Genomic DNA, 14,527 nt, shown 5'->3' with positions numbered 1-14,527 from the left:
GCCTCATCGCGGCTGTAAATGATATACACGGTGATTTCACCGGGCCTTGCGGCCCGCTTGGGACCTTTGGATCGAGTGACCTCGCACAGAGGCTCCGGGAGTCCGGACACGAAAAGGACCCCTCGTCGTGGAGCGGGCCCTTCCCGATGCAGATGTATCAGCCAACCCCTGACCTTGCGAGGGCGATGCAATACGCGTTTATGTCTACGGGTTGCGTCATCCATGGTCTTGACGAAGTGCTTGTTCTTGCGAAAGTCCGAGGGAGAGTACAACGAGCGATAGTTGAAGTTGAGCGTCACGAAGAAGAGCAATAGTAGATAGAAGGGGAAGCTGATCAGGAACCACAGGTAATACTCTCGATCCTGGTCACCCAGGAACGGCAATGAAATGGCCGCGGAGGTTTCGGATAAAGTCGCAAATATGGCAATCAGGGTCATCGGGTTGGTTATTGTCTTCAGAGGTTTGTTCATGGTGGATGCTCATATGTTGTTCGGGCTCGATAATGAATGTTGAGTGAAGTTTTATTGGGTTTGAAGTTCATGTGGGAGTGACTGGAAGACCTGTGTCTGATGTATTTTCTGGATTAACTTTGGCTGGTCTTCTTATATAAATCCAGGCGTCTTGATGCGCAATGCGCGCTGTTTTATTGGCAAATAATTCAGTTACTTTTTATGAGCGGAAGGCTTCAATTTCTGTGTGGCGACGTGCTTTTAACAAGTAAAAGCCGTGCTGTTCATGGGGTTGCTACGCTGTCAGAAAAGCGTTCTGCTCTTGCTGGACAAATTCATGGCACATTATTTCCAGGCTAATTTGTAGGAATTTTCTGTATTGCTTGTAGGTTGCGTCTTTCGGTGTGAGCGGTCAGGGGGGGCAGCATGCCAAGGTAGAAATGACTAGGCTATTGTGCGTGCTCTAAAAATTCGAACAGCGAAGTTGGATTTGCCCATGAATAAAGTGCTGATCGTGGATGATCATCCCGTCATTCGTCTTGCTGTACGTTTGCTGATGGAGCGTCATGGATATGAAGTTGTTGCCGAAACGGATAATGGCGTCGATGCGTTACAACTTGCCCGGGAACTGTCACCGGATATCGTTATCCTGGATATCGGTATTCCGAAACTGGATGGGTTGGAGGTTATCGCGCGACTGACCTCCAACCCATCGCCATTGAAAGTGCTGGTATTGACCTCCCAATCGCCGGGGCATTTTTCCATGCGTTGCATGCAGACGGGCGCCGCCGGTTACGTGTGCAAGCAACAGGACCTTACCGAATTATTGAGTGCGATAAAGGCGGTATTGTCCGGCTACAGTTATTTTCCCAACCAGGCATTGCATACGGTTCGCTCGAGTCTTGGCAATGCCAGCGAGTCGGACATGGTGGACCGCCTGTCAGGACGGGAAATGATGGTGCTGCAGCAACTGGCGCGTGGAAAAACCAATAAGGAAATTGCAGATGGAATGTTCTTGAGCAACAAGACCGTCAGTACCTACAAGACCCGGTTGTTGCTCAAGCTCAATGCCCGTTCGCTGGTCGATCTGATCGAGCTGGCGCAACGTAACGGGTTGGTGTGAGGCAGGCGGTGACGCGTACTCAGTAAAAAGCCTCCATCAGGGAGGCTTTTACGTGTCAGAGGTCAAAGTCGTAATCGGCCAATTGCTTCTGCAAGCGACGCTCTTCCAGCAGGTTATCGATGGTGCGCCGTTTGCTCAGGTTGGTCTTGGGCACTTCCACCACCACCGGTTCGACGTCTTCGGCTTCAGCGGTGATGAAATCGTCTTCTACATCCAGTTGTTCTTTACCAGTACTCATGGGTTCGACTCCAGGCTAAGACTGCCTTTGGCGCTCCTTATATCGATAAACCACGAGCGGGTAAAAAAGATTTTTTCAATCGAAGGATCAATAAAAGCAATAGCGCTTCAATCGTCAGAGGTCTTGTGCTTGTACTCGCACAGGTCCTCGATCCTGCAGCTGCCACAGCGCGGCTTTCGGGCCAGGCAGACGTAGCGTCCATGGAGAATCAGCCAGTGATGGGAGTCGAGAAGGTACTCCTTGGGCACGAACTTCATCAGTTTCTTCTCGACCTCCACCACGTTTTTACCGGGGGCCAGTCCGGTCCGGTTACTGACCCGGAAAATGTGGGTATCGACCGCCATGGTCAACTGGCGAAACGCCGTATTGAGCACCACGTTGGCAGTCTTGCGGCCGACGCCTGGCAGGGCTTCCAGCGCTTCTCGGGTCTGGGGCACGACACTGCCGTGACGCTCGATCAGCAGGCGGCAGGTTTCGATCACGTTCTTTGCCTTGCTGTTGTACAGCCCGATGGTCTTGATGTATTCGGACAACCCCTCGACGCCAAGGGCATAGATCGCTTCCGGAGTATTGGCCACCGGGAACAGCCGGGCAGTGGCCTTGTTCACGCCGACATCGGTGGATTGGGCCGACAGGATTACCGCGATCAACAGTTCGAACGGCGAGGAATAGGCCAGTTCAGTCTTGGGTTCCGGGTTGTCTTCATGAAAGCGACGGAATATTTCCAGGCGTTTTGCGGCGTTCATGGGCGCGGCATTTCCTTGGGAGGTGATGGGGTTTTCGCAGGTTTCCAGGCCTGGCGGGCCGCTAGCAGCAAGCCGAGCAAAAGGAACCCGCCCGGGGTCAGTTGGGCCAGAGGCGTGCCGTGGCCGATCAGTTCGCGCAGGACTCCCAGGCCGACCATCGACAGGCCGAACAGTCCTGCCAGCTGGGCGTGACCAGGCCAGCGTGATTCGACGAAGACGCGATCGTGTTCCAGTACCACGCAGCTCAGGGCGATCCAGCCCATGTACAGGCTTGACGGTCGATATGATTCTGGCGCCCAGGCCTGTGCGACCAGGCTGGCACAAGCGGTGAGGGCCGCAGCCAGTATGAGGGAGGCCAGGTGTCGTTGATGGATCGTCAGGCGAGGCCGCAAAAGCCCCATGGCCAAGCCGTGGCCAATGCTGATCAGCGTCCATGCCAGCCATAGGCCCAAGGCGTTGTTCAATGAATGGCTCGCACCGATCAGTGGGACGAGCAGCAGGCCACGGGACAATAACGATGAGTGGGTCATGGGCGCCCCCCTGTGGTCAAGGAAACCTTGTGCTCGTCGAAGTAGCGCAAGGTGTCGTGCACGGCCTGGAGGACTGCCCGGGACGTCACCGTTGCGCCCGCCAATTGATCGAACTGCCCTTGTTCTTTTTTCAGCATCCAGTCCCTGTCGGTGGTGGTCTGGAGCGATTTGCCACTGAAAGCCCGCAGCCAGGCATTGGGCCAATCGGCAATCGTCGCGCCCAGGCCGGGTGTTTCGGACTGTCGCAGGGTTTTCACGCCCAGCAGCCGACCCAGCGGGTCGATGGCGATCAACAACTCGATGGTGCCTTCATAACCCAGGGCCTGAGTCCGTAGCAGGATGGCCGATGGCTGGCCGGAACGTGTCGCGAGATAGCCGCCCAGCAGGGTGCTGTGGGCCAGAGGCACGGGCTCCGTCACGATCGGCTGCGCCAATGGCTGGTTGTCGTACAGGTCGGCCGGCAGTACATCGAGCAGGGTTCTGTTGGCGTCGGCCTGTTGCCGGGCCTCGATGTGCTCGGCGGTGCCGATCTGCGTGAGATAGGCAGCCCCAACGCCCAGGCCGGTCAGCAGTATCAGGGTCGCAACACCGCCAGGATTGCTCATGTCGCCTGCCGCCCTTGTCGTGCCTCGGCGAAACGGTCCAGCGCCGGCACGCCGAGATTCATCAGCAGTACCGCAAACGCCACGCCGTCGGGGTAACCGCCCCAGGTGCGGATCAGATAGACCAGCAGCCCGACGCCTGCGCCGAACAGCAGGCGCGCAAGCGGAGCCTTGGCGCCCGAGACGGGTTCGGTCACGATAAAAAACGCACCCAGCAGAGTTGCGCCGGTGAGCAGGTGGAACAGCGGCGAGCCATGGGAATCCGAGCCCGAACCGTTCCAGCACAACAGGCTGACGATGAACAGGCTGGCCAGCATGCCTACCGGTGCATGCCAGCTGAACACACGTTGTTGCAGCAGAAACAGGCCGCCCGCCAGGAAGGCCAGGTTGACCCATTCGATACCTTTGCCACCGAAGCGTCCGAAGGCCGGATGGCTGGCGAACAGTTCGTCGATGGTCAGGGTGGTGTTGATACGCAGGCTGTCCAACGCTGTCGCACCGGCCCAGGCATCGGCTGGTGGATGAAGGCCGAAGACCTGTTGCAGGCCTTCGAGCAAATCAACGCTGTGGGGAGCCGGCCATTGGCTCATGTGGGAAGGAAACGCCACCAGCACCAGGGCGTATCCAAGCATGGCCGGATTGAAAGGATTGTTGCCGACGCCCCCCCACAGGTGCTTGCCGAACAACAGGGCGCAGGCGGCTGCGGAAACGGTCAGCCACCAGGGGCAATACGCCGGCAGGGCCAACGCCAGCAGCGTGGCGCTGACCAGCGCGCTGCCATCGTCCAGTTCGGGTCTGAGGGGCCGATGTCGCAAGCGCAGGACCAGGGCCTCGACCGCCAGAGCGGTGAGCCCGGACAGCAGCAGGTTGAATGCGATACCCCAGCCATACACCCACATCAAGGCCAACACACCGGGCAGGGTCGCCAGCAGCACGCGTCTCATCGCCTGCCGCAGTGCACCCTGCGAGGCGTCAGGACCGGGCATGAGCGTCCACCTGGTATTCGGCGTCCTTCACCGCTTGCTCCAGCGCCCGCAGCTCCTGGTCCGGGACGGCGGCGGCCCGGCCCTTGCCGAGTTCGGCCCGACGCATCGCCAATTGAATCTTCGCCCGTTTCAGCTCGGCATCCTGCGCTGGTGCTGGTGCTGGTGCTGGTGCTGGTGCTGGCGTGGCGCGTGGTGCAGCGCTTTCCAACTGCGCCAGGGCCTGTTGCGCCGCTTCGAACTGGCGTTGCAGCTGGATCAGTTGCGACTGCTGTTCGAAAGTCGGTGGATGGCCGAACGCTTTCAAGGACTTATTCAGTTGCGCCCGGCTCATGGCCAGGTCGACCTTGGCCTTTTTCAGCGCTGCGTCGGCATTGGCGGCCTTTTGCGCGCGCACCCGCTCCAAGGCGGCCTGTACGGGATCAAGGGGCTGGCTCTGGGCTGGCTGGGTGCGCTGGGTGCGGGCCAGGCGCTCGGCCTGGCGCTGCTCTTCGTCGCGCCGCAGACGCGCATTGCGCTGTTCGAAGCGCCGCCGTGCGTGATCGCGCTTGGCGGTTCGTGCCAGTCGTTCTTCTGCGCTGGCGGCCAGGTCACCGACCACGGGCACTGTCGAAGCCGGCAAGGGTTTCATTTCGATGCAGTCGACGGGGCAGGGCGCGACACAAAGGTCACAGCCGGTGCACAGCTCGACGATGACCGTATGCATCAGCTTGGGCGCACCGACAATCGCATCGACCGGGCAGGCCTGGATGCATTTGGTGCAGCCGATGCACTCGTTTTCGATGATGAAGGCGACCTGGGGCGGCGCCGAGCCCCGGCTGGTGTCCAGTTCCAGTACTGGCACCTTCATCAGGTCGGCCAGGGCCGCGATGGTTTCGCTTCCGCCGGGCGGGCATTTGTTGATCGGCTCGCCCGCGGCGATGCCTTCGGCGTAGGGCTTGCAACCCGGATGGCCGCACTTGCCACATTGGGTCTGTGGCAGCAGGGCGTCGATACGTTGAATCAGGTTCATGTCTTGACCAGCCCGCGCAATCCAAGAAATGCCACCGCCATCAGCCCGGCTCCAATCAGCTGGATCGGCAGGCCACGAAAGGGCTGGGGAATGTCATTGTCGACCGTGCGCCGGCGCAAATCATCGAACAGGCTCGACACCAGCCAGAAACCCAGCCCGGCGCCCAGGCTCAGGGCGATGGCGTGGACCAGTCCCTGGTCGGCCTGGCTGTTGAGCAGCGTGACCCCCAGTATGCCGGCATTGCCGAGCAGCAGCGGCCACAACCCCTCGAAAGACCATGCCGGTAGCCAAGTCGCCAGCAGACGCAGCAGTGGTCCGATCAGCAGCACGCTCAAGGGCAGCCAGGCAAACAGGCGCAACGATGTCAGGCTTGCCGGGACCAGCAGCCAGCGATCGACCAGGTAGCCCAGGGTGCCGACCACCAGCATCAGGCAGGCCGACGCCAGGCCCAGGGCATGCACCTGCCTCCTCCCGTCCACCGCCAGCATCGGATCGACGCCCAGCGGCCAATGCAGCACCAGGTTGCTGATCAGGGCGGTGCCCAGCAGTGTGAGGAAGACGTCTGACATGGCGTGTGGACAGCAAGGAACCTGTTACAAGATTAGGCATTATCTGGCGCGCGGCCAGATACGAAAATCCCACAGCCGCCAGCAGGGCGGCTGTGGGATCAGTGCAGCACGCAGTCGCGTTTACTTGATCCTCTGACCCGGCTTGGCGCCGCTGTCGGGGCTCAACAGGTAGATCTCCTCACCCCCCGGGCCTGCCGCCATCACCATGCCTTCAGAGATGCCGAAGCGCATTTTGCGCGGCTTGAGGTTGGCGATCATCATCGTCAGCCGGCCTTCGAGCTTGGCCGGGTCCGGATAGGCGCTCTTGATGCCGGAGAATACGTTGCGTTGCTCGTCGCCGATGTCCAGGGTCAGGCGCAGCAGTTTATCCGCACCCTCCACGGCCTCTGCCTTGAGGATCAACGCGACGCGCAGGTCGACGGCGGCAAAGGTATCGAAATCGATTTCCGGCGACAGCGGGTCCTTGGCCAGTTCGCCGTTGCCGGCAGGAGCGCCGGTGTCGGTCTGGCTGGCAACCAGGTCTTCCTTGGAGGCGTCGGTCATGGCTTGCACCTTGGCGGCTTCGATACGGGTCATCAGCGGCTTGAATTCGTTCAGTTGATGGTTGCTCAGCAAGGTCTGGTGGTCGTCCCAGGTCAGCGGTGCCACGTTGAGGAACGCTTCGGCATCGGCGGCCAGCAGCGGCAGCACCGGCTTGAGGAAGATCACCAGCTGGCGGAACAGGTTGACGCCCAGGGCACAGATGGCCTGGACTTCATCCTGCTTGCCTTCCTGCTTGTTCAGCGACCAGGGCGCCTTGTCGGCGATCCAGGCATTGGCACGGTCGGCCAGGGCCATGATTTCACGCATCGCCCGGGCAAAGTCGCGGGTCTCGTAGGCCTCGGCGATGCTCGGTGCGGCGGCCAGGAAGGCGTCGGTCAGTTCCGGCGCGGCATTGCCGGCCACCAGGACCCCGGCGTTACCCTTGTGGATGAACCCGGCGCAACGGCTGGCAATGTTGACGACCTTGCCCACCAGGTCGGAGTTGACCTTCTGCACGAAGTCCTCGAGGTTCAGGTCCAGGTCGTCGACGCCGCGGCCCAGCTTGGCCGCGTAGTAGTAGCGCAGGTATTCCGGGGACAGGTGGTCCAGGTAGGTCCGTGCCTTGATGAAGGTACCGCGGGACTTGGACATCTTCTGGCCGTTGACGGTCAGGTAGCCGTGGACGTTGATGCCGGTCGGCTTGCGGAAACCGGCGCCTTCGAGCATCGCGGGCCAGAACAGTGCATGGAAATTGACGATGTCCTTGCCGATGAAATGGTACAGCTCGGCAGTGGAGTCCTTGCCCCAGAACGCGTCGAAGTCCAGCTCCGGCGTGCGGTCGCAAAGGTTCTTGAAGCTGGCCATGTAGCCGATGGGCGCATCCAGCCACACGTAGAAGTACTTGCCGGGTTCGCCAGGGATCTCGAAACCGAAATACGGGGCGTCGCGGGAGATGTCCCACTGCTGCAGGCCGGCGTCGAGCCACTCGGAGAGCTTGTTGGCGACGGCATCCTGCAGGGTGCCGCTGCGGGTCCAGGCCTGCAGCATCTGCTGGAAGTCCGGCAGCTTGAAGAAGAAATGCTCGGAGTCCTTGAGCACTGGCGTGGCACCGGAAATCGCCGACTTGGGGTCCTTCAGGTCGGTCGGTGCGTAGGTCGCGCCGCATTTCTCGCAGTTGTCGCCGTACTGGTCTTCGGTGCCGCATTTCGGGCAGGTGCCCTTGATGAAGCGGTCGGCCAGGAACATTTTCTTTTCCGGGTCGAAATACTGGGTGATCGAGCGCGTGGCGATGTGCCCGGCGTCACGCAGCTTCAGGTAGATCAGGCTCGACAGCTCACGGTTTTCTTCGGCGTGAGTGGAGTGGAAGTTATCGAAGTCCACCAGGAAGTCGGCAAAGTCGGCGCTGTGTTCAGCCTGGACATTGGCGATCAGTTGTTCCGGGGTGATGCCTTCCTTTTCCGCGCGCAACATGATGGCCGAACCGTGGGCGTCGTCGGCGCAGACATAGATGCATTGGTTGCCGCGATGCTTCTGGAAGCGCACCCACATATCGGTCTGGATGTACTCCAGCATATGGCCGAGGTGAATCGAACCATTGGCATAGGGCAGGGCACTGGTGACGAGGATCTTGCGTGGCTCGGACATGGGGCTCGGCTACTTGATGAAACGGAGGTCGGCCACTATAAAGCGCTGGGAAATATATTTCACCCCACCGGCCTGTTTCCGCATGCATCGATTGGGCGCGGTGAAGGGCGCCGGGCCACGATCTGTGGTGAATGGATCGAGCGAAACATCGCACCGCCCCGCTGGACCGCGCAGCAGTCGCAAAAACAGTCGAACCAGACCAACCCGGGCGCGAGGTTCTGGGGCGCTTCGCAACCCGGCGGGGATGAATCCCTCGCCACAAAAGGTGTTCGCCCTGTTGTAATCGGGTCGCCACGCGCAAGCGTGGGGCGTAGGATAGCGGCCTGTTTTCAAGTCCTGCTATCGGAGTTGCCCATGAGCGCCGTCAATTGCGCAACGGTGGAAGCCGTCCTTCGCCAATACACCGACCCCTACCTGAACCAGGATCCGGTCAGCGCCGGATGTGTGCGCGATATCGACGTGCAAGGCGATCGCGTCAACGTTCGATTGGAGATCGGCTATGCCGCCGACCTGTTCAAGGGCGGTTGGGCGCAGATGCTGCAGATGGCGATCGAGGCCCTGGACGGGGTGACGAGCGCCAAGGTCGAAATCACCAGTGTGATCGCCCCCCACAAGGCCCAGGCGCAGGTTCCTGGTCTGGCGAACGTCAAGAATGTCATTGCCGTGGCCTCGGGCAAGGGCGGTGTGGGCAAGTCCACCACCGCCGCCAACCTGGCCCTGGCCCTCGTCCGGGAAGGGGCGAAGGTCGGCATGCTGGATGCGGACATCTATGGACCGAGCCAGGGCATCATGTTCGGCATTGCCGAGGGCACCCGGCCGCAGGTCAAGGACCAGAAATGGTTCGTACCGATCCAGTCCCACGGCGTGGAAGTCATGTCCATGGCGTTCCTCACCGACGACAATACGCCGATGGTCTGGCGCGGACCGATGGTGTCCGGTGCCTTGCTGCAACTGGTGACGCAGACCGCCTGGGGCGACCTGGACTACCTGGTGATCGACATGCCGCCCGGCACTGGCGATATCCAGCTGACCCTTGCACAGAAAGTCCCGGTGGCCGGTGCGGTGATCGTCACCACCCCACAGGACCTGGCACTGCTGGACGCCCGCAAGGGGGTGGAGATGTTCCGCAAGGTGAACATCCCGGTGCTGGGCGTGGTGGAGAACATGGCCGTGCACATCTGTTCGAACTGCGGGCATGCGGAACATCTGTTCGGCGAAGGTGGCGGCGAGAAACTGGCGAACCAGTACGGCGTCGAGCTGTTGGCTTCGTTGCCGCTGTCCATGCTGATCCGCGAACAATCCGATGGTGGCAAGCCGACTGTCATTGCCGAGCCGGAAAGCCAGATCGCCATGGTCTACCAGGAACTGGCCCGTCACGTGGGCGCGCGGATCGTCCTGCAGGAAGCGGCGATGCCGTCGATGCCGAACATTACCGTCAGCGACGACTGATCTCACGCCGACCCTCGTGGAAGCGGGCAAGCCCGCTCCCGCAAGGGGACGTGGCGGTTCTACATCCGCAACCCGCCATCCATCTCCAGAATGCGGCCGGTGTAGTAGTCGTTCTCGAAGATATAGGCCGCCGAATGGGCGATCTCTTCAGGCCTGCCCATGCGTCTCAGGGGAATGGCGCTGGTCATTCTCTCCAGCGCCTCGGGTTTCATGCCCAGGGTCATCTCTGTCTCGATAAAGCCCGGTGCGATGCCGGCCACACGGATACCGTAGCGCGCCAGTTCCTTGGCCCAGGTCACGGTAGCGGCTGCCACGCCGGCCTTGGCGGCCGAATAGTTGGTCTGGCCGATATTGCCCGCCCGGGAAATCGAGGAAATATTGATGATGGCACCGCTGTTCTTCAGTTCGACCATCTTCGCGGCCACCTCGCGGGTGCACAGAAACACCCCCGTAAGGTTCACATCGATCACTGCCTGCCACTGGGCCAGGCTCATCTTGGTCATTTCGCCGTCCTTGACCTTGAGCAGCAAGCCGTCACGCAGGATCCCGGCGTTGTTGATCAGCCCGTGGATCGCTCCGAAATCTTCGGCCACCCGGGCGACCATGTCGCTGACCTGTTCTTCATTGGCGACGTTGCACAGGTAGGCGCGGGCCTCGACGCCCCTGGCCTTGCAGGCGGCAACCGCCTGGTCGAGTTTTTCCTGATTGAGGTCCACCAGGGCGAGCTTTGCGCCTTTGTCGGCGAAATACTCGGCCATGGAGCGGCCCAGACCCTGGCAACCGCCGGTGATAATGATTACTTTGTCGGTGAGTTGCATTCTCATGTCCCGGTGGCGCAGCGGTGAAGGGGAGCCCTGTGACGGCCTCTCGATCGGCGACGGTCGTTCAGCTGCGCAGAGAACTGCCCGTTGAGGGGCTGAAACATAGCCCGAACGCCTGACCGTTTTTAGACGGCTTTCACTAAAGGAGTCATAAATTGAGCGTTGACGTTGCCAAGCATGCACGAGAATTGCTGCTCAAGGAATACCGTGGAATGCTCTCCACCCATTCCAAGTCCATGCCCGGCTTTCCGTTCGGTTCCGTGGTGCCTTACTGCCTGGACGAGCAGGGCCGGCCGCTGATCCTGATCAGCCGCATCGCCCAGCACACCCATAACCTGCAAAAAGACCCCAAATGCTCGATGCTGGTGGGCGAACGGGAAGCCGAGGACGTGCAGGCCGTGGGGCGCCTGACCTATCTGGCCGAGGCGCAAAAGCTCGAAGACAGCGCAGCCATCGAGGCCGCCGCCGAGCGCTATTACCGCTACTTCCCCGAGTCGCGGAACTACCACCAGGCCCACGATTTCGATTTCTGGGTGCTCAGCCCGGTGCGCCACCGCTATATCGGTGGCTTCGGCGCCATTCACTGGATCGACCGGATTACGCTTGCGAACCCCTTCGCTGGCAAGGCGGAGGCGAGCATGATCGAGCACATGAATGCCGATCATGCCAAGGCCATTGCTCATTATGTGGAATTGGCCAATCTTCCCAGGACCGAGCCGGCGCAACTGGTAGGCATCGACAGTGAAGGCATGCACCTGCGCATCGGCCAAGGACTGCATTGGCTGGCGTTCCAGGCACCTTGCAACACGCCGACACAAGTACGCGAAGCCTTGGTTTATCTGGCTCACGCCGAACAATGGCCAAAAAATGCAGAGGCCGACGCTTGAATTCACGAAAGGGTGACGTCATTTAGGGTTTCATAGCTGGTGGCCTGTGTGGCTGATTCGAGTACAGGCCACCAGGCATTCTTGCGTTGAGGAACCCTTTGATGCGCCCTTTTTTGTTGCTCTTCCTGCTATTCCCGGTGCTGGAGCTGTTTGTATTCGTCAAGGTCAGCGGTGCGATCGGGTTTTTCCCGGCCCTCTTGCTGGTGATTCTCGGCTCCATGCTCGGCGTATTCGTATTGCGTATCGCCGGTCTCGCCACGGCACTGCGTGCTCGTGAAAGCCTGAACCGTGGCGAACTGCCCGCCCAGACCATGCTCGAAGGCCTGATGCTGGCCTTGGGCGGTGGCCTGTTGATCCTGCCAGGCTTCATCAGCGATGTGCTGGGCCTGATCATGCTGTTGCCTTTCACCCGTCGGATGCTGGCCAACAAGATGCGCCAGCGTGCCGAAGAGCAGGCCATGCGCCAGCGTGCCTTTTCCGACGATCTACAGCCTCGTGGCGGCCCGGCACCGCGGGAGCCCCTGGGCCGAGAGCCGAACGTGATCGAAGGCGAGTTCGAACACCGCGACTCCAAGTAGACCCACCGCACGGCACCTTCGGGTGCCGTGTTCGTTTTCGGGGCGCCGGAAGAAAATTTTTTCGTCCCGGCCCTTGTAATCGTCTTGTACGCCCTTATGTATCGGTCACCGCAAGGTTCCCGGTGGCAACACTGGACAGACTTCCGCGGTTCGGCTGACGAACCGCATCCGGCTTTGCCGGCTTTTGTTAAACCCGCCGGGAATCCACCGGCCGATGAAAACCAAAATTAGGAGAGATCGACAATGAAGCTTCGTCCTCTGCATGACCGCGTCGTCATCCGTCGCAGCGAAGAAGAGAAGAAAACCGCTGGCGGTATCGTCCTGCCAGGTTCGGCTGCTGAAAAAGCCAACCACGGTGAAGTTCTCGCTGTAGGCCCAGGCAAGGCACTGGAAAACGGTGAAGTACGTGCGCCGGCCGTGAAAGTGGGTGACAAGGTTGTGTTCGGCCCTTACTCCGGCAGCAACACTGTGAAAGTCGACGGCGAAGACCTGCTGGTAATGAGCGAGAACGAAATCCTCGCTGTTATCGAAGGCTGATTTCTCCCGCCCATTTTTCCCGTTACTACAAAGTATTTAAGGAATATCGATCATGGCTGCTAAAGAAGTTAAATTCGGCGACTCCGCCCGCAAGAAAATGCTCACCGGTGTCAATGTCCTGGCTGACGCAGTAAAAGCGACCCTGGGCCCGAAAGGCCGTAACGTGATCATCGAGAAAAGCTTCGGCGCTCCGACTATCACCAAGGACGGCGTTTCCGTAGCCAAGGAAATCGAACTCGAAGATCGTTTCGAAAACATGGGCGCGCAGCTGGTCAAGGACGTTGCCTCCCGTGCCAACGATGACGCGGGCGACGGCACCACCACCGCCACCGTTCTGGCTCAGTCGATCGTCAACGAAGGCCTGAAGGCTGTCGCTGCCGGCATGAACCCGATGGACCTCAAGCGCGGTATCGACAAGGCCACCATCGCCATCGTCAAGGAGCTCAAGGGCCTGTCCAAGCCTTGCGCTGACTCCAAGGCGATTGCCCAGGTCGGCACCATCTCTGCCAACTCCGACAACTCCATCGGTGACATCATCGCTGAAGCCATGGAAAAAGTCGGTAAAGAAGGCGTGATCACCGTCGAAGAAGGTTCGGGCCTGGAAAACGAACTGTCGGTGGTCGAAGGCATGCAGTTCGACCGCGGCTACCTGTCCCCGTACTTCGTCAACAAGCCAGACACCATGGTTGCCGAGCTGGAAAGCCCGCTGATCCTGCTGGTGGACAAAAAGATCTCCAACATCCGCGAAATGCTGCCGGTGCTGGAAGCCGTTGCCAAAGCTGGCCGTCCACTGCTGATCGTGGCCGAAGACGTCGAAGGCGAAGCCCTGGCGACCCTGGTCGTGAACAACATGCGTGGCATCGTCAAGGTCGCGGCCGTCAAGGCTCCAGGCTTCGGCGACCGTCGCAAGGCCATGCTGCAGGACATCGCCGTCCTGACTGGCGGTACCGTAATCTCCGAAGAGATCGGCCTGAGCCTGGAAAGCACGACCCTGGAGCACCTGGGTAATGCCAAGCGCGTGACCCTGTCCAAGGAAAACACCATCATCGTCGACGGTGCTGGCGTACAAGGCGACATCGAAGCGCGTATCGCACAGATCCGTGCCCAGGTTGCCGAAACTTCCTCGGACTACGACCGTGAAAAACTGCAAGAGCGTCTGGCCAAGCTGTCCGGCGGCGTTGCGGTGATCAAGGTTGGCGCCGGTTCCGAAGTCGAAATGAAAGAGAAGAAAGCCCGCGTTGAAGACGCCCTGCACGCTACCCGTGCAGCCGTTGAAGAAGGCGTGGTACCTGGCGGTGGCGTAGCCCTGATCCGTGCTCTGGAAGCATTGACCCAACTGAAAGGCGACAATGCCGATCAGGACGTTGGTATCGCTGTGCTGCGTCGCGCTGTTGAAGCGCCGCTGCGTCAGATCGTTGCCAACTCCGGCGACGAGCCAAGCGTTGTGGTCGACAAGGTCAAGAACGGCGAGGGCAGCTTCGGTTACAACGCTGCCACTGGCGAGTACGGCGACATGATCGAAATGGGCATCCTGGACCCAACCAAGGTGACCCGTTCGGCCCTGCAGGCCGCTGCTTCCATCGGCGGTCTGATCCTGACCACCGAAGCTGCGGTTGCTGATGCACCGAAGAAAGAAGGTGCAGCTGGCGGCGGCATGCCAGACATGGGCGGCATGGGTGGCATGGGCGGCATGATGTAAGCCAGCCTTACCCCTGTACTGAAAAACCCCGTCTGCGTCAGCAGGCGGGGTTTAATGAGATGGTCAGCCTGACCGAGAAGCCCTGCAGGTTTACGCTTGCAGGGCTTTTCTCGTTTTCGGCGGAGGATCTCTCATGAA

General features: G+C 60.3%; 15 protein-coding genes and 1 pseudogene. 6 read left to right on the top strand and 10 right to left on the bottom strand.

The genetic code is table 11. The annotated features are described in order from the left end of the window. Window positions 1-196: 196 nt before the first annotated feature. Window positions 197-470 (bottom strand): annotated as a pseudogene (locus BT179_RS26785) (hypothetical protein); the annotation flags it as partial. 475 nt (window positions 471-945) lie between these two features. Here BT179_RS26785 and BT179_RS17650 point away from each other — a divergent pair. Next, on the top strand, window positions 946-1,572 hold the full coding sequence (locus BT179_RS17650; RefSeq protein WP_072395016.1) for a response regulator transcription factor: 627 nt from the start codon (window positions 946-948) through the stop codon (window positions 1,570-1,572). A gap of 55 nt (window positions 1,573-1,627) precedes the next feature. Here the strand turns inward: BT179_RS17650 and BT179_RS17645 are convergent, their stop codons facing one another. The 8 genes from BT179_RS17645 to metG form a co-directional block, all read right to left on the bottom strand. Beyond that, window positions 1,628-1,810 (bottom strand): PA3496 family putative envelope integrity protein, encoded by a 183-nt coding sequence (locus BT179_RS17645; RefSeq protein ID WP_072395014.1) that lies wholly within the window; start codon window positions 1,808-1,810, stop codon window positions 1,628-1,630. Window positions 1,811-1,917: 107 nt separating this feature from the next. Further along, window positions 1,918-2,556: an endonuclease III gene (nth, locus tag BT179_RS17640; RefSeq protein WP_072431862.1), complete on the bottom strand. Its 639-nt coding sequence runs from the start codon at window positions 2,554-2,556 to the stop codon at window positions 1,918-1,920. Next, complete coding sequence (locus BT179_RS17635; protein ID WP_072431861.1) at window positions 2,553-3,086, bottom strand: Rnf-Nqr domain containing protein; 534 nt, start codon at window positions 3,084-3,086, stop codon at window positions 2,553-2,555. Before BT179_RS17635 ends, nth begins: the two co-directional genes overlap by 4 nt. Next, the gene (locus tag BT179_RS17630; RefSeq protein ID WP_072431860.1) at window positions 3,083-3,691 is read right to left on the bottom strand and encodes an RnfABCDGE type electron transport complex subunit G; all 609 of its coding nucleotides are present in this window, start codon (window positions 3,689-3,691) and stop codon (window positions 3,083-3,085) included. The genes BT179_RS17635 and BT179_RS17630 overlap by 4 nt, the downstream gene beginning before the upstream one ends. Then, window positions 3,688-4,674, bottom strand: coding sequence for an RnfABCDGE type electron transport complex subunit D (locus tag BT179_RS17625; protein WP_072395004.1), 987 nt, complete (start codon window positions 4,672-4,674; stop codon window positions 3,688-3,690). The genes BT179_RS17630 and BT179_RS17625 overlap by 4 nt, the downstream gene beginning before the upstream one ends. Further along, window positions 4,661-5,683, bottom strand: a complete 1,023-nt coding sequence (gene rsxB, locus BT179_RS17620; RefSeq protein WP_072431859.1) for an electron transport complex subunit RsxB — start codon at window positions 5,681-5,683, stop codon at window positions 4,661-4,663. The genes BT179_RS17625 and rsxB overlap by 14 nt, the downstream gene beginning before the upstream one ends. After that, window positions 5,680-6,252 carry an Rnf-Nqr domain containing protein gene (locus BT179_RS17615; RefSeq protein WP_072395000.1) on the bottom strand — a complete coding sequence of 191 codons (573 nt, stop codon included), beginning with the start codon at window positions 6,250-6,252 and terminating at the stop codon, window positions 5,680-5,682. Before BT179_RS17615 ends, rsxB begins: the two co-directional genes overlap by 4 nt. Window positions 6,253-6,372: 120 nt before the next feature. Beyond that, on the bottom strand, window positions 6,373-8,418 hold the full coding sequence (metG, locus tag BT179_RS17610; RefSeq protein ID WP_072431858.1) for a methionine--tRNA ligase: 2,046 nt from the start codon (window positions 8,416-8,418) through the stop codon (window positions 6,373-6,375). Between the two features lie 354 nt (window positions 8,419-8,772). On the opposite strand from metG, the gene apbC reads away from it, so the two are divergent. Beyond that, entirely contained in the window at window positions 8,773-9,867 is a 1,095-nt protein-coding gene (gene apbC / locus BT179_RS17605) for an iron-sulfur cluster carrier protein ApbC (protein WP_072431857.1), read from the top strand. 59 nt (window positions 9,868-9,926) lie between these two features. On the opposite strand, the gene BT179_RS17600 is transcribed toward apbC, so the two are convergent. Then, complete coding sequence (locus BT179_RS17600) at window positions 9,927-10,685, bottom strand: SDR family oxidoreductase (protein WP_072394994.1); 759 nt, start codon at window positions 10,683-10,685, stop codon at window positions 9,927-9,929. Between the two features lie 158 nt (window positions 10,686-10,843). Here BT179_RS17600 and BT179_RS17595 point away from each other — a divergent pair, with 158 nt between their 5' ends. The 4 genes from BT179_RS17595 (at window position 10,844) to groL (ending at window position 14,389) form a co-directional block, all read left to right on the top strand. Beyond that, complete coding sequence (locus BT179_RS17595) at window positions 10,844-11,575, top strand: HugZ family pyridoxamine 5'-phosphate oxidase (RefSeq protein WP_072431856.1); 732 nt, start codon at window positions 10,844-10,846, stop codon at window positions 11,573-11,575. A 101-nt stretch (window positions 11,576-11,676) separates the two neighbouring features. After that, on the top strand, window positions 11,677-12,153 hold the full coding sequence (locus BT179_RS17590; protein WP_072394990.1) for an FxsA family protein: 477 nt from the start codon (window positions 11,677-11,679) through the stop codon (window positions 12,151-12,153). 243 nt (window positions 12,154-12,396) lie between these two features. Further along, window positions 12,397-12,690, top strand: a complete 294-nt coding sequence (locus tag BT179_RS17585) for a co-chaperone GroES (RefSeq protein WP_072394988.1) — start codon at window positions 12,397-12,399, stop codon at window positions 12,688-12,690. A 52-nt stretch (window positions 12,691-12,742) separates the two neighbouring features. Continuing rightward, window positions 12,743-14,389 carry a chaperonin GroEL gene (gene groL / locus BT179_RS17580; RefSeq protein ID WP_072394986.1) on the top strand — a complete coding sequence of 549 codons (1,647 nt, stop codon included), beginning with the start codon at window positions 12,743-12,745 and terminating at the stop codon, window positions 14,387-14,389. Window positions 14,390-14,527: the final 138 nt, after the last annotated feature.

The sequence above is a fragment of the Pseudomonas sp. NFACC43 genome (assembly GCF_900119645.1).
Classification (GTDB): domain Bacteria; phylum Pseudomonadota; class Gammaproteobacteria; order Pseudomonadales; family Pseudomonadaceae; genus Aquipseudomonas.
This window is presented reverse-complemented; position numbering and strand designations above follow the sequence as displayed.

Excerpts from the sequence above, each read along its gene's own strand:
- BT179_RS17615 (WP_072395000.1), bottom strand. The coding sequence starts at position 6,252 with ATGTCAGACGTCTTCCTCACACTGCTGGGCACCGCCCTGATCAGCAAC.
- rsxB (WP_072431859.1), bottom strand. The coding sequence starts at position 5,683 with ATGAACCTGATTCAACGTATCGACGCCCTGCTGCCACAGACCCAATGT.
- BT179_RS17600 (WP_072394994.1), bottom strand. The coding sequence starts at position 10,685 with ATGCAACTCACCGACAAAGTAATCATTATCACCGGCGGTTGCCAGGGT.
- BT179_RS17645 (WP_072395014.1), bottom strand. The coding sequence starts at position 1,810 with ATGAGTACTGGTAAAGAACAACTGGATGTAGAAGACGATTTCATCACC.
- groL (WP_072394986.1), top strand. The coding sequence starts at position 12,743 with ATGGCTGCTAAAGAAGTTAAATTCGGCGACTCCGCCCGCAAGAAAATG.
- BT179_RS17625 (WP_072395004.1), bottom strand. The coding sequence starts at position 4,674 with ATGCCCGGTCCTGACGCCTCGCAGGGTGCACTGCGGCAGGCGATGAGA.
- BT179_RS17650 (WP_072395016.1), top strand. The coding sequence starts at position 946 with ATGAATAAAGTGCTGATCGTGGATGATCATCCCGTCATTCGTCTTGCT.
- apbC (WP_072431857.1), top strand. The coding sequence starts at position 8,773 with ATGAGCGCCGTCAATTGCGCAACGGTGGAAGCCGTCCTTCGCCAATAC.
- BT179_RS17635 (WP_072431861.1), bottom strand. The coding sequence starts at position 3,086 with ATGACCCACTCATCGTTATTGTCCCGTGGCCTGCTGCTCGTCCCACTG.
- BT179_RS17630 (WP_072431860.1), bottom strand. The coding sequence starts at position 3,691 with ATGAGCAATCCTGGCGGTGTTGCGACCCTGATACTGCTGACCGGCCTG.
- metG (WP_072431858.1), bottom strand. The coding sequence starts at position 8,418 with ATGTCCGAGCCACGCAAGATCCTCGTCACCAGTGCCCTGCCCTATGCC.
- BT179_RS17590 (WP_072394990.1), top strand. The coding sequence starts at position 11,677 with ATGCGCCCTTTTTTGTTGCTCTTCCTGCTATTCCCGGTGCTGGAGCTG.
- BT179_RS17585 (WP_072394988.1), top strand. The coding sequence starts at position 12,397 with ATGAAGCTTCGTCCTCTGCATGACCGCGTCGTCATCCGTCGCAGCGAA.
- nth (WP_072431862.1), bottom strand. The coding sequence starts at position 2,556 with ATGAACGCCGCAAAACGCCTGGAAATATTCCGTCGCTTTCATGAAGAC.